Annotated in this window: 13 protein-coding genes and 1 pseudogene; 3 read left to right on the top strand and 11 right to left on the bottom strand. The window is 70.5% G+C overall.

The window, feature by feature from the left end; translation table 11 throughout:
• Positions 1-48 precede the first annotated feature (48 nt).
• A complete protein-coding gene (locus QQY66_RS15585) occupies positions 49-1263 on the bottom strand; it encodes an MFS transporter (RefSeq protein WP_301980925.1) in 1215 nt (404 codons plus the stop codon).
• Between the two features lie 295 nt (positions 1264-1558).
• Here QQY66_RS15585 and QQY66_RS15580 point away from each other — a divergent pair.
• A pseudogene (locus QQY66_RS15580) lies at positions 1559-2090 on the top strand (enolase C-terminal domain-like protein); the annotation flags it as partial.
• A 281-nt stretch (positions 2091-2371) separates the two neighbouring features.
• Positions 2372-3484: a carbohydrate kinase family protein gene (locus tag QQY66_RS15575; RefSeq protein WP_301980924.1), complete on the top strand. Its 1113-nt coding sequence runs from the start codon at positions 2372-2374 to the stop codon at positions 3482-3484.
• Positions 3485-3488: 4 nt separating this feature from the next.
• Here QQY66_RS15575 and era read toward each other — a convergent pair whose 3' ends face one another.
• The gene (gene era / locus QQY66_RS15570; protein ID WP_301980923.1) at positions 3489-4439 is read right to left on the bottom strand and encodes a GTPase Era; all 951 of its coding nucleotides are present in this window, start codon (positions 4437-4439) and stop codon (positions 3489-3491) included.
• 159 nt (positions 4440-4598) lie between these two features.
• Here era and QQY66_RS15565 point away from each other — a divergent pair, with 159 nt between their 5' ends.
• Positions 4599-4937: a P-II family nitrogen regulator gene (locus QQY66_RS15565; protein ID WP_301980922.1), complete on the top strand. Its 339-nt coding sequence runs from the start codon at positions 4599-4601 to the stop codon at positions 4935-4937.
• Here QQY66_RS15565 and QQY66_RS15560 read toward each other — a convergent pair.
• The 9 genes from QQY66_RS15560 to QQY66_RS15520 all read right to left on the bottom strand — a co-directional run bounded on the left by QQY66_RS15560 (position 4831) and on the right by QQY66_RS15520 (position 12653).
• Positions 4831-5841 (bottom strand): DUF916 domain-containing protein, encoded by a 1011-nt coding sequence (locus QQY66_RS15560; protein ID WP_301980921.1) that lies wholly within the window; start codon positions 5839-5841, stop codon positions 4831-4833. The two genes, QQY66_RS15565 and QQY66_RS15560, sit on opposite strands and share 107 nt — an antisense overlap.
• Positions 5842-5896: 55 nt before the next feature.
• Positions 5897-7216: a beta-xylosidase gene (locus QQY66_RS15555; protein ID WP_301980920.1), complete on the bottom strand. Its 1320-nt coding sequence runs from the start codon at positions 7214-7216 to the stop codon at positions 5897-5899.
• 178 nt (positions 7217-7394) lie between these two features.
• Complete coding sequence (locus tag QQY66_RS15550; RefSeq protein WP_301980919.1) at positions 7395-7865, bottom strand: hypothetical protein; 471 nt, start codon at positions 7863-7865, stop codon at positions 7395-7397.
• A 210-nt stretch (positions 7866-8075) separates the two neighbouring features.
• Positions 8076-8426 carry a cytidine deaminase gene (locus QQY66_RS15545; RefSeq protein ID WP_301980918.1) on the bottom strand — a complete coding sequence of 117 codons (351 nt, stop codon included), beginning with the start codon at positions 8424-8426 and terminating at the stop codon, positions 8076-8078.
• A gap of 23 nt (positions 8427-8449) precedes the next feature.
• Positions 8450-8809 (bottom strand): MmcQ/YjbR family DNA-binding protein, encoded by a 360-nt coding sequence (locus QQY66_RS15540; RefSeq protein WP_301980917.1) that lies wholly within the window; start codon positions 8807-8809, stop codon positions 8450-8452.
• Positions 8806-10104: a hemolysin family protein gene (locus tag QQY66_RS15535; protein WP_301980916.1), complete on the bottom strand. Its 1299-nt coding sequence runs from the start codon at positions 10102-10104 to the stop codon at positions 8806-8808. Before QQY66_RS15535 ends, QQY66_RS15540 begins: the two co-directional genes overlap by 4 nt.
• The gene (gene ybeY / locus QQY66_RS15530) at positions 10101-10598 is read right to left on the bottom strand and encodes an rRNA maturation RNase YbeY (protein ID WP_301980914.1); all 498 of its coding nucleotides are present in this window, start codon (positions 10596-10598) and stop codon (positions 10101-10103) included. The genes QQY66_RS15535 and ybeY overlap by 4 nt, the downstream gene beginning before the upstream one ends.
• A 13-nt stretch (positions 10599-10611) precedes the next feature.
• Positions 10612-11682 carry a PhoH family protein gene (locus QQY66_RS15525; protein ID WP_301980913.1) on the bottom strand — a complete coding sequence of 357 codons (1071 nt, stop codon included), beginning with the start codon at positions 11680-11682 and terminating at the stop codon, positions 10612-10614.
• 122 nt (positions 11683-11804) lie between these two features.
• Positions 11805-12653 carry a helix-turn-helix transcriptional regulator gene (locus QQY66_RS15520; protein ID WP_301980912.1) on the bottom strand — a complete coding sequence of 283 codons (849 nt, stop codon included), beginning with the start codon at positions 12651-12653 and terminating at the stop codon, positions 11805-11807.
• Between the last annotated feature and the right edge of the window lie 18 nt (positions 12654-12671).

Below are 12671 nucleotides of genomic sequence, written 5' to 3'. Positions count from 1 at the left end.
AACGATCACGCATCGTCAGCCCTCCCCAACGACATCACGCCGAAAAGGTCAGTAACGGGGCGCTCCTGCCGTGTCGTATGCCTTGCGCTGGGCCGGGACTGCTGGTGTGTCCAGGGGGATCTCGATGATCTCCGGTACCCGCGAACGTCCGGCGTGCAGGGCGACCGCCGTCATCGGGGCGGCGATGATCAGCAGTCCGGCCGCGAGCATCGCGCCCATCGCCGGGAAGCCCGCCTGTGCCGACAGCAGGCTGCCGGTCAGCGGACCCGCCGCCGTGCCCAGTGAGGACGCGGAGCCGACCAGGACCGCCCAACGGCCGCGTGGGTCGAGGGAGGCGGCGAGGCCGATGACGTAGGACAGGACGATCGGGTACAGGGTGTTCCAGGCGATCTCGCCGGTGGCGAAGGTCGCCAGGTCGGTCGCGGAGGCGCTGAGTGCGATGCAGCCGGCGATGACGGCCGTACCCGCGCCGATCGGCAGGGCGAGACCGAGCCTCGGGCCCAGCGCGCTCGCCCCGATCACCCCCAGCAGTCCCGTGCCCAGCGCCACGGCGAACACCGCGCCGACGGTGACCTCGGTGAGGTGAGCCTGGGTCAGGCCGATGCGGCTGCTGACGCCCCAGAGGGCGTTCTGGGCGAGGGACCAGCACAGCAGGGTGACGGCGAGGACGAGGCCGGAGCGGGGGTGGGGGAGCGGGGTCTTCTCGGAGCGGGCCGGTTCGGGGTCCGAACGGTTCGGGAGCCGTGTGGTGAGGGGCCAGACCGCCAGTGCTGTGAGAGCGATGGCGGCCAGGGGCTGACCGTGCCCGGGACCGAGGTGCGGGACCGTCAGGTACACCGTGGCCGCGAGCGCGGAGACGCCGAGCAGGCCGAGTGTGGTGACCCGGTGCGGGTCCGGGCGGCCGGCGATCCCGGTGGCGGCGACGGCGGTGACCGTACCGGACCCGAAACCGCCGACGACCGCGCCCGCGACGACGGCCGGGACGGAGTGCGTGAGGGCGGCCCCGCCGTAGCCGACGCCGGCGAGGGTGAGGCCGAGGCGTGCGAGGGTGCGCGGGCCGACTCGGTCCACGCGGGAGGCGAGCAGGAAGCCCGCCGCCGCCGAACTCAGCAGCAGCACACTGCCGATGGCGCCCGCCTGCGTGGCGGAGAGGGGGAGCCCCGAGCCGAGCCTGCCGACGGTGGTCGGGAGGAGGTACGGGGCGAGGTACCCGGCCGTGAAAAGGGCGACGAGGGGCCAGGGCGTGGTGGTGCGGGCGAACACGGGCGTTCCCAGGGCATGCGAAAGGAGCGGCACAAAAAAGGGGATGGGGCGACGACCGTCGACGGACAGGAACGCGCGGCCAATTTGTATCAAGCACGCGGTTCTTGAAAGAAGTGGGGAGGGCGTGATCTGAGGCACATTCTGTTTGGGGTGGGGTGGGTCGGGTAAATGAGCGCCCCTCGAAGCCGACGATGCCGGGCACGTCCTCTTCGCGGTCGACGTGTCACCGGACTCGACCTCGTAGGAGCCGCCCTGTGAACCTCACCATCACGGACGTCCGCCTCACCCCGATCCTCGTCGTGTTCAGACCGCCGACAAGCTGCGGCTGTCCGTCGTCTCCGGCTTCGAGGTGGCCTGCCTGGACGCGCTCGGCAAGGCGCTCGGGCTGCCGGTTTACGTCCTCCAAGCTCAAGGGGGGTGTCTTTCCGCCGGAGGAGGAGATCACCGCCGTACGGGCACTGGCGGAGGCGTTTCCCGGGCATCCGCACCGTCTCGACGTGCCGCTCGCCACCAACATGTGCGTGACGACGTTCGGCGAGATCAATGAGGCGTTCGCGAAGGACGCCGTGCAGGTCGTCCTCTCCGATCACCATTACTGGGGCGGGCTGCGGAACACGCAGCAACTCGCCGCGATCTGCCGCACGTTCGGCGTCGGGGTGTCCATGCTCACCGAGCGGCTGACCTTCGAGGGCGGCAAGGTCGCCGTCCGTGACGCCCCCGGCCTCGGCGTCGAACTCGACCGCGACAAGCTGCGGGAGCGTGACGACGAGGCCGCCATGCGCATCGCCGAGCCGGGCTGGGTCACGCCGGCGGTGCCTCGCCGGTGATGCGTGATCGCGGCGGCCCCGATCTGCTGGACGATCCCGCAGAGCCACGCCGCGCCGAGCGTGCTGCCGGTGCGGGGCGGGGGACGCAATGACCGGATCCGTACGCGGCCGGCGAAGGCTCCCACGGCGACCGGGCCCGAGATGACGCCGGGTGCGGCCCGCACCGTACGGCCGGGATCTGCGGTGGGCTGACGCGGGGCGGTGGCTGCCGGTGAGCGACGGCGCGCTGTCAGTGGTGTGAGGCACACTGGCCTGATCCGCACCATGCCAGGGAGCTCACCGTGATCGTGTTCAACGGAGAGGGACACCGCTGCCAGGCCCAGGTCGACCCCCTGGGTGCCCTGCGCAGATCCGACGACCCGCCCTGGGACGTGTACCTCACCGGCACCGTCTTTCTCGACATCATCTTCACCGGCCTCGACTCGGCGCCCGTGCGGGGCACCGAGTCCTGGGCCCGCGGGATGGGCTCCAGCCCCGGCGGCGTCGCCAACATGGCGACCGCGCTGGCCCGGCTTGGCCTGAGGACGTCCCTCGCGGCGGCCTTCGGTGACGACCACTACGGCGAGTACTGCTGGGACGCCCTGGCGCACGGGGAGGGCATCGACCTCTCCCTGGCACGCACCGTGCCCGGCTGGCACTCGCCGGTCACCGTCTCCATGGCGTACGAGGGCGAGCGCACGATGGTCTCCCACGGCCACGAGCCCCCGCCGGAGGAGCCCGCGCCGGACTGCCCGCCCCGCGCGCGTGCCGCCATCGCCTCGCTGACCCCCGGCAAACCCGCCCACTGGGTCGCCCAGGCCGCGGGCAAGGGCGCCCGGATCTTCGCCGACGTGGGCTGGGACGACACCGGCGCCTGGGACCTGGCGGGGCTGACCGACCTCAAGTACTGCGAGGCGTTCCTGCCGAACGCCGAGGAGGCCATGCGCTACACCGGCGCCACCTGCCCGCGTGCCGCCGCCCATGCCCTCACCGAGCATGTGCCGGTCGCCGTCGTCACCCTTGGCAAGGAGGGCGCGTACGCCGTGGACCGGCGCACCGGCGAGACCGCGGAGGTGCCCGCGATCGCCGTGGAGGCTCTCGATCCGACCGGCGCCGGGGACGTCTTCGTGGCAGGCTTCGTCACCGGCACCCTGGCCGGCTGGCCCCTCGCCGACCGTCTCGCCTTCGCCGGCCTCACCGCCGCCCTCTCCGTCCAGGAATTCGGCGGTTCCCTCTCGGCCCCCGGCTGGGCCGAGGTCGCCACATGGTGGCGCGAGGTCCAGTCCCTGGAAACCCAGGACCAGTCGGCTCTCCAGCGCTACGCGTTCCTTCAGCCCCTGGTCCCCAAAACAGCGGCCCGCCCCTGGCCACTACGCCGAGCAGTCCCGACGATCGGTTTCCGAAGGTCTGCCTGAAAGCTCAGAAGCCGAGCTTCCGCAGCTGCTTCGGATCCCGCTGCCAGTCCTTCGCCACCTTCACGTGCAGGTCCAAGAACACCGGAGTACCCAGCAGCGCCTCGATCTGCTTGCGGCTCTTGATGCCGACCTCCTTCAGACGCTTGCCCTTGGGGCCGATGATGATGCCCTTCTGGCTGGGGCGCTCGATGTAGACGAAGGCGTGGATGTCGAGGAGGGGTTTGTCGGCGGGGCGGTCTTCGCGGGGGAGCATTTCCTCGACGACGACCGCGATGGAGTGGGGGAGCTCGTCGCGGACGCCCTCCAGGGCGGCTTCGCGGATCAGTTCCGCGATCATGACCTGCTCGGGCTCGTCGGTCAGGTCACCCTCGGGGTAGAGGGCGGGGCCCTTCGGCAGGAGCGGGACGAGCAGGTCGGCCAGCAGGTCCACCTGCTTGTCCTTGACCGCGGACACCGGCACGATCTCCGCCCACTCGAAGCCGAGTTCCTTGCCGAGCTGGTCGATCGCGATCAGCTGCTCGGCCAGGGTCTTGGAGTCGACGAGGTCCGTCTTCGTGACGATGGCGACCTTCGGGGTCTTCTTGATCCCGGCCAGCTCCTTGGCGATGAAGCGGTCACCGGGGCCGAGTTTCTCGTTCGCCGGCAGACAGAAGCCGATGACGTCGACCTCGGCCCAGGTGGTGCGTACGACGTCGTTGAGCCGCTGGCCGAGCAGCGTGCGCGGCTTGTGGAGCCCCGGGGTGTCGACCAGGATCAGCTGGGCGTCGGGCCGGTGCACGATGCCCCGTACCGTGTGCCGCGTGGTCTGCGGCTGGTTCGCGGTGATCGCCACCTTCTGGCCGACCAGAGCGTTCGTAAGGGTGGACTTGCCCGCGTTGGGGCGGCCCACGAAGCAGGCGAAGCCGGCGCGATGGGTGGCCTCGGACGGCTCGGATGACTGGATACGCACGCTCATGGCGCCCATTCTCCCTGATCCACAAGCCCCCGCCGCACCAGTGCGCGCCCGCCTCCCTTACGGTGCGCGCCGGGACCGCATACGATCACGGCGTCCTGGGCCATGGCGCCCCGGCCGGCGCGTCCCCCGTCCCCTCCGCCCAGAAGGTCAAGCCCCGGCATGAAGCTCATCACCGCGATCGTCAAGCCGTACCGCCTCGACGAGGTCAAGAACGCGCTCCAGGAACTCGGCGTGCACGGCCTGACCGTCACCGAGGCCAGCGGCTACGGCCGGCAGCGCGGCCACACCGAGGTGTACCGCGGCGCCGAGTACCAGGTCGACCTGGTACCGAAGGTCCGTATCGAGATCGTCGTCGAGGACGCCGCCTCGGACGACGTCATCGACGCGATCGTCAAGGCCGCGCAGACGGGGAAGATCGGGGACGGGAAGGTGTGGGCGCTGCCCGTGGAGACGGTCGTACGCGTGCGGACCGGCGAGCGCGGCCCCGACGCGCTCTGACCCCGAGCACCACCCCGACGACCACCACGACCAGCAGCACCACGCCGATCAGCCACGGCAGCGCGAAGAACGACGCGCTGCCCGATTCGCGCGTGTCCTGCGCGCTCGCCGTCAACGTCACATCGCCCCAGTCGAGTTGGGGCGCCCCGCGCCAGGGCTCGGTGAGGCGGACGCGCTGGCGCGGCAGCAGTTCCGTGGGGACGCGCGACAGGTCGCGGGCCAGCAGCGTACGGCCGAACAGGCCCTTCGCGCGTAGCTCCACCTTCGGGTTCAGGGTGACGTTGCCGGTGTTGTGCAGCGTGTAGGAGATCGTCGCCGTGCTGTCGCCGAGGCCCGGGACGAGGGGCTGGTGGTGGGTGACGCGGACGTCCTCGACGGCGATCGCGGGGAGCGTCGGACCGCCGACGCGGAGGTGGATCCGGGCGGCGACGGCCCGCTGCACACCGAGGGCGAGTGAGCCGTCGCCCCGGTTCACGCGTTCGTCGAGTGCGACCAACCCGCCCGGGTGATCGCCGGGTTCGGCGCTCTCGGGCACGCGGAGCGTGAAGGGGACGGTGACCTCGCCGTGCGCGGGGACGGTCACCCGGGACTTGACGGGCCTGGCCCACGCTCCGATTCCGCGCTGCTTCTCCTTGACCGTCCGCACCGCGAACCCGCCGTCGCGCGCGGTGTTGTAGGCGTCGGCCGCGTACAGCCGGAAAGTCAGCGGCCGACCCGTCTTGTTGGCGACGACGACCTTGTCCTCGACGGTCGTCCCGGGATCGGCGGAGAGGTAGAAGTACGGGCGCGCGGCGACCTTCGAGGCGGCCGGGTAGACGGACCAGCTGCCGTTGTCGGCGGCGTGCGCGGGCGCGGCGAAGGCGGTGAGGAGCAGGCCCAGGAGGAGGACGTACAGCTTGCGCATGGGTGCGGACCCCCACGTGGATGAGGTGAACGGGCGGGTGCGGACGCCCGTGCGGTCAGCTGAGCGTGAGGGTGAGCACTGCGGCGTACGAGCCCGGAGGTGTGAACGCCGGTACGTCCAGGGAGAGCCCGGCGTCGACGGTGAACTCACCGCCGGTGAGCGTGCCGTTGGGGGTGGACGCCAGGGTGGCGCCCGCGCTGCCGACCGTGCCGGACGAACCGGTCCGGCACGTGCTCGGGCTGCCCGCCTTGGTGGCGCAGGCGGGGGTCCACTTCAGCTTCCCGGCGTCGATCTTGGCGCCGGGCCCGGTGAAGTCGGTGACCTTGCCGGTGAGGGACCAGCCTGCGGGCCCGCCCCGGAAGTCCTCGACGGTGACGGTCTGCAGGGCGCCCGTGGAGGCCCCGCCCTCGCCGAAGTCCACCGCCGACAACTGCACGGAGTCCCCGGCCTGGGACATGGACAGCGTCCCCGCCTTCACGGTCGTCGTCAGCTTCTGACTTCCGTCAGGGACGGGCGTGTCGTCATTGACGACGTACGCGGCGGGCCCGGCCCCCTTCTCCGCGCTCCACGCACTCCCCTCGTACGCCACCACACCGGTCGTGGTCTTGTCGTTGACGACGAGCGATCCGCTGAAGGAGCCGTTCGCTCCGGCGGTGACGGTGGCCTTGTCCGCGGTCTGGGTGCCCCCGGACCGCCCGGCCAGCGTGACCGTCGCCCCCGGCGTGAAGTCGCTGCCGCTGACGGTGACGCTGTCACCCGGGTCGCCGGAGGCCGAACTCAGCGCGATGGCACGGTTGTTGGTGGGGTTGCCGTCCGTCGCGGTGATGGTCTCGGAGACCGGCGCGGGCGGGGTGATCACCGTGCAGGGCGTGTCCAGTTCGAGGATGTAGCTGGTGTGGATGTTGTAGTCGCCGGGCGAGAGCGTGATCGATCCAGGCGCGGTGACTCTGAAGGTGCCGGTCATGGAGAACGACGGGAAGGCGCCGTTGCCGGGCACCGGGTCGTTCTTCTTCGGCCCGGCGACGGTCACCTCACCGGTCTGCGCCCCGCCGAGGGTGACCTTGCCGGTGGGCGTCATGATGTCGGCCGGCAGGGCGATGGCGGTGGGGTTGTTGGCGGCGGGCTTGACGACCGTGTACGTGACGGTGACGGTGTCGCCGACCTTCGGACTGGCGTTGTCCACCGCGACACTGGCCGTGGTGGTGCCGTCGATCGGCGGGATGCCCGCGATGTCGGGCGGGATGCAGTGCGTGGCGAAGTCCACGTTCGTGGGCGCGGCGCCGGCCGGACAGGCCAGTGCGCCGCCCCCGGTGACCGCGAGCGCGGTCGCCCCGAGCAGCGATGACCAGCGGCGTCTTCGGGCTCTCGTAGCCATGGGTGCCCCCTCCTGAGCTATGGCTGAGGATGCGGGCGCGGCTGCTGACTCCCGCGCCCGCTGAGGGGCATTGATGTGGGGATCGCGTGAGAAGTCAATGGAGACGCAGAAAAGAACTGATGGATCGTCAGTTCCGTTGTGGCTCCAAGGAACTGACGATCCATCGGCCAGGTGACTGTCAGTCGAACACGAACGGACCCGGTGACTGCGGTCCCGTCGCCGTGCAGGTGATGGTGATGCCGAGGACCGACATCTTCAGCGATCCGCCGAACGCCTCCAGGCTGTCGCCGGAGGCCACGGTTCCGGGGAGCGGACCGACCTGGACGTCGTCGCCGGCCGCCATGGCCGGGTTCTCCGTGGCGGTGAAGGTGGTGGTGCCGCCGCCCGCCTTCACGAGGGTGAGGGTGGACTGGATCGAGTCCTCACCCAGCGCGATCGGCGCGGTGACGGCGGACGACTTGAGGGTCATGGTCGCCGCGGTGCCGTCCTGCGTGGCCGTGAGTGTGGCCTCGCCGCCGCCGAAGCTGCCGCAGTCGGCGGTGAGCGTCGCCGTCTCCGGCGTGACGGCGAGGGCGGCTGGGGCGAAGGCCAGGCCGGTGACCGCGAGGGCCCCGACCGTCAGTGCCGCACCCGTTGCTATGCGTTTCATGGGGAATCCGGCTCCCTTCCCTGTCTGGGAATTGCCATGTGGGGATGGATTGGGAGAGCCCGGCGGGGCCGTCGACGCGCGCGGTGCGGGACGCTCGGTGGGGGGTGGGGGGATGAATCTGACGGCCCGTCGGAACTACCGGACCCATTGATGCGTGTGGGACGCGGGTCGGCAAGGCTGAATTCCGGACGACTCTGAAAAGGGCGGTTTTCAGCCTGCGGGCACAGTCATCCGCACTGTGCCGTCGGGCCCTGCCACCAGCACCGGCGTCCCCGGCCCGCCGAGATCCGCCACCGCCGCCCGGTCCTCGGCCGACGCCGACTCGGCCTCCGTGACCACGGCCGCGGCCTCCAGTGACGTCGCCCCGGACGCCACCGCCATCGCCACGGCCGTCCGCAACGCGCTCAGCTTCAGCGAATCGAGGGCAACGGTCCCGGCGACATACGTACGCCCGGTCTCGTCCCGTACGGCCGCCCCCTCGGGCACACCGTTGCGGGCCCGCGCGGAACGGGCCAGGGTGACGATCTTGCGGTCCTCGGGGTCAAGCGCGCTGTCGGTCATGCCCTGAGCATACGAAGTGGCCGTCAGGCCCGGTCCAGGCGGAGGCGTTCGGCGCGCGGAAGTCCGGCGACGACGAGGTCGTAGGAGTCCTCGATGAGCTCGCGGACCAGCTGGTCCGGGAGACCGCCGTCCACAGCGACCGTGTTCCAGTGGCGCTTGTTCATGTGGTAGCCGGGGATGATCAGGCCCTCGTACTCGCCGCGCAGCCGGACAGCGTCCTCCGGGTCGCACTTGAGGTTGACGGTGAGCGGGCGGGAGTCCAGCCAGCTCAGGGCGAACATCTTGCCCAGGACCTTGAAGACCGAGATGTCCGGCGCGAAGGGGAAGTCCTCCACTGCCGCGTTGAAGGACAGGCAGAAGCCGCGCAGCTCCTCGGGGCTCACTCCTCTTCCGCCCCTTCCTTCGTGGCGCCCACCGGCTCCGCCAGCACCGTCACGATCTTGTTCCGGCGCCCCGCCGCGGCCTCCGCGGTCAGCCGCAGCTCACGGCCGTCGGGGAGTTCGACGACGGACGACGCCCCGGCGATCGGAACGCGGCCCAGCGCCTTCGCCAGCAGTCCGCCGACGGTCTCCACGTCCTCGTCGTCGTACGCCTCCAGGCCGTACAGGTCGCCGAGGTCGCCGATGTCGAGGCGGGCGGTGACACGGTAGCGGTCCTCGCCCAACTCCTCCACGGGCGGGAGTTCCCGGTCGTACTCGTCGGTGATCTCGCCGACGATCTCCTCGAGGATGTCCTCGATGGTGACGATGCCGGCCGTGCCGCCGTACTCGTCGATGACGACGGCGACGTGGTTGCGGTCCTGCTGCATCTCGCGGAGCAGATCGCCGGCGTTCTTGGTGTCGGGCACGAAGGCGGCGGGCCGCATGGCCGTGGAGACCAGCTCGGACTCGGCGTCCCGGCTGATGTGCGTCTTGCGGGCCAGGTCCTTCAGATACACGATCCCGACGACGTCGTCCTCGCTCTCGCCGGTCACCGGGATCCGCGAGAAACCGGAGCGCAGCGCCAGCGTCAGGGCCTGGCGGATGGTCTTGTAGCGCTCGATGACGACCAGGTCGGTGCGCGGGACCATGACCTCCCGTACGAGGGTGTCGCCCAGCTCGAAGACGGAGTGCACCATGCGGCGCTCCTCGTCCTCGATCAGGGACTCCTTCTCGGCGAGGTCGACCAGTGCGCGCAGCTCCGCCTCGGAGGCGAAGGGGCCGCGTCGGAAGCCCTTGCCCGGGGTGAGCGCGTTGCCGATGAGGATCAGCAGGGGCGGGATGGGGCCCATCACGCGGGCCAGCGGCAGCAGGACGTACGCCGCCGCCGTCGCGGTGTTCAGCGGGTGCTGGCGGCCGATGGTGCGCGGGGAGACGCCGACGGCGACATACGACACCAGGACCATGACGCCGATCGCGGCGAGCAGGGCCCGGGTGGTGCTGTCGATCTCGTTCAGACAGGCGTACGTCACCATCGCCGCGGCGGCCATCTCGCAGGCGACGCGCACCAGCAGCGCGACATTGAGATAGCGGGTCGGGTCGGCGGCGACCTGGGCGAGTTTCTCGCTGCCGCGGCGGCCGGACTTGACGGCCTCCTCTGCGCGGAAGCTGGAGACACGGGCGAGACCGGCCTCCGCGCACGCGGCGAGCCAGGCGACGACGACCAGCGCGACGGCGCCGGAGATCAGCGGGGGGCTCATGACACGGTCGGGGCCGGGGACGGGCCGGTGAGACCCTTCTCCGCACGCCAGCCGTCCACGATCGCCGCCTGGAGACCGAACATCTCGGCCTTCTCGTCCGCTTCCTCGTGGTCGTAGCCGAGCAGGTGCAGCACACCATGGACGGTCAGGAGCTGGAGCTCCTCGTCCATGGAGTGCTGCGTCTCGGCTTCCTTGCCCTGCTTCTCGGCGACCTCAGGGCACAGCACGATGTCGCCGAGCAGGCCCTGCGGCGGCTCGTCCTCGTCCTTCGCCGGCGGACGCAGCTCGTCCATCGGGAAGGACATGACATCCGTCGGGCCCGGCAGGTCCATCCACTGGATGTGCAGCTGCTCCATGGCTTCGGCGTCCACGACGATCACCGAGAGCTCGGAGAGCGGGTGGATGCGCATCCGCGCGAGCGCGTAGCGGGCGATGTCGAGGATCGCCTGCTCGTCGACCTCGGTTCCGGACTCGTTGTTGACGTCGATCGACATGGTGCTGCTCGGTCTACTTCCCCTTGTGCCCGGACCTGCTCCGGCCGCCCTTGTGGGAGCCGTTCTGAGTGCCGTGCTTGTTGTCGTACTCCTCGTACGCGTCGACGATACGGCCGACGAGCTTGTGCCGAACGACATCGTGGGACGAGAGCCGGGAGAAGTGGACGTCCGGGACGCCGTCCAGGATGTCCTGGACCTGGCGCAGACCGGACTTGGTGCCGTCCGGGAGGTCGACCTGCGTGACGTCACCCGTGATCACGATCTTCGAGTCGAAGCCGAGGCGGGTGAGGAACATCTTCATCTGCTCGGGGCTCGTGTTCTGGGCCTCGTCCAGGATGATGAAGGCGTCGTTCAACGTACGCCCACGCATGTACGCCAGCGGCGCGACCTCGATCGTGCCCGCCGCCATGAGCCGCGGGATGGAGTCGGGGTCGAGCATGTCGTGCAGCGCGTCATACAGAGGCCGCAGATACGGGTCGATCTTCTCGTACAGCGTGCCCGGCAGGAAGCCGAGACGCTCGCCCGCCTCGACCGCGGGCCTGGTCAGGATGATGCGGTTGACCTGCTTGGACTGCAGGGCCTGCACTGCCTTGGCCATGGCGAGATAGGTCTTGCCGGTACCGGCGGGGCCGATGCCGAAGACGATCGTGTGCTTGTCGATCGCGTCGACGTACCGCTTCTGGTTGAGGGTCTTGGGGCGGATCGTGCGGCCGCGGGAGGAGAGGATGTTCTGCGTGAGGACTTCGGCGGGGGTCTCCTCGCCGTCGCTCTCCCCGTTCTCACTCGCCCGGAGCATGGCGATCGAGCGTTCCACTGCGTCCTCCGTCATCGGCTGTCCGGTGCGGAGCACCAGCATCATCTCGTCGAACAGTCGCTGGACGAGGGCGACCTCTGCGGCGTCGCCGACCGCGTTGATCTCATTGCCCCGGACGTGGATGTCGGCCGCCGGGAAGGCCTTCTCGATCACGCGCAGGAGGGCGTCGCCGGACCCCAGGACGGTGACCATGGGGTGCTGGGCGGGAACGGTGAACCGTGCTCGTGCCTGCCCCTGCGCAGGGGTGTGAGCTGTGGGTGTCTGAGTCATGGGCCGGCTCTGTAGGCCTGCACGTCCTCCTCCATACGACTCGCCTGCCACAAGGGCGGCCTGGCGATTTCAAGAGTACGCCGGGAGACTGACATCGCCGTAGGTCTTTTCATCGGCCCGGTTCAGGGCTTGCCCACCGACATGTCCTGGAGTCCCACCACGCGCAGCAGCTGGAGGCGTTCGTGGGACTCCGTGCCCGGGCGGGCGGTGTGGATGACCAGGAGCTGGTGGTGTTCGTGGCTGAGCAGGACCTCGCAGTCGAGGTCCAGCCGGCCGACCAGAGGGTGCAGGAAGCGTTTGGTCGCCCGGTGGCGCAGCGACACCTCGTGTTCGTCCCACAGGCGCGCGAACTCCTCGCTCGACGAACGGAGCTCGGCGACCAGCGCGGCGGGTTCCGGGTCGTCGGGACGGGCGGCGGCCACCGCACGCAGATTGGCCACATGGGCGCGTGCGTGCTCGGCCCGGTCCTCCTCCGGGAACAGGGTGCACGCCTCAGGGTCCAGGAAGTAGAGGCGGAGGAGGTTGCGCTCGCCCGGGGGGCGGGACATCACATCGCGGGTCAGTGCCCTCGCCATGGTGTTCTGGGCCAGCACCTCGCCACAGTCGGTCACCACCTGCGCCGGTGTGTCATGCAGCCGGTCCAGGATCAGCATCAGGCCCGGCGCGACGTGCGCCGACGCCGTCTCGCGGCGCGGTGGCTCCTCGCCGGCCAGGTGGAACAGATGGTCGCGCTCGTCGGCGGTGAGACGCAGGGCACGGGCCAGCGCCGCCAGCATCTGCCGGGACGGGCGTGGTCCCCGGGACTGCTCCAGGCGCGTGTAGTAGTCCACCGACATGCCCGCCAGCTGCGTCACCTCCTCGCGCCGCAGACCGGCCGTACGGCGCCGGGCGCCCGGCGCCAGGCCCACGTCCGACGGGGTCAGGCGGGCTCGGCCCCGGCGCAGGAAGTCCGCGAGTTCGGCTCGGTTCACGCCCCCAGCGTGCGGCAC

Origin of the sequence: Streptomyces sp. DG2A-72, from assembly GCF_030499575.1 — a bacterium.
Lineage (GTDB): Bacteria > Actinomycetota > Actinomycetes > Streptomycetales > Streptomycetaceae > Streptomyces.
This window is presented reverse-complemented; position numbering and strand designations above follow the sequence as displayed.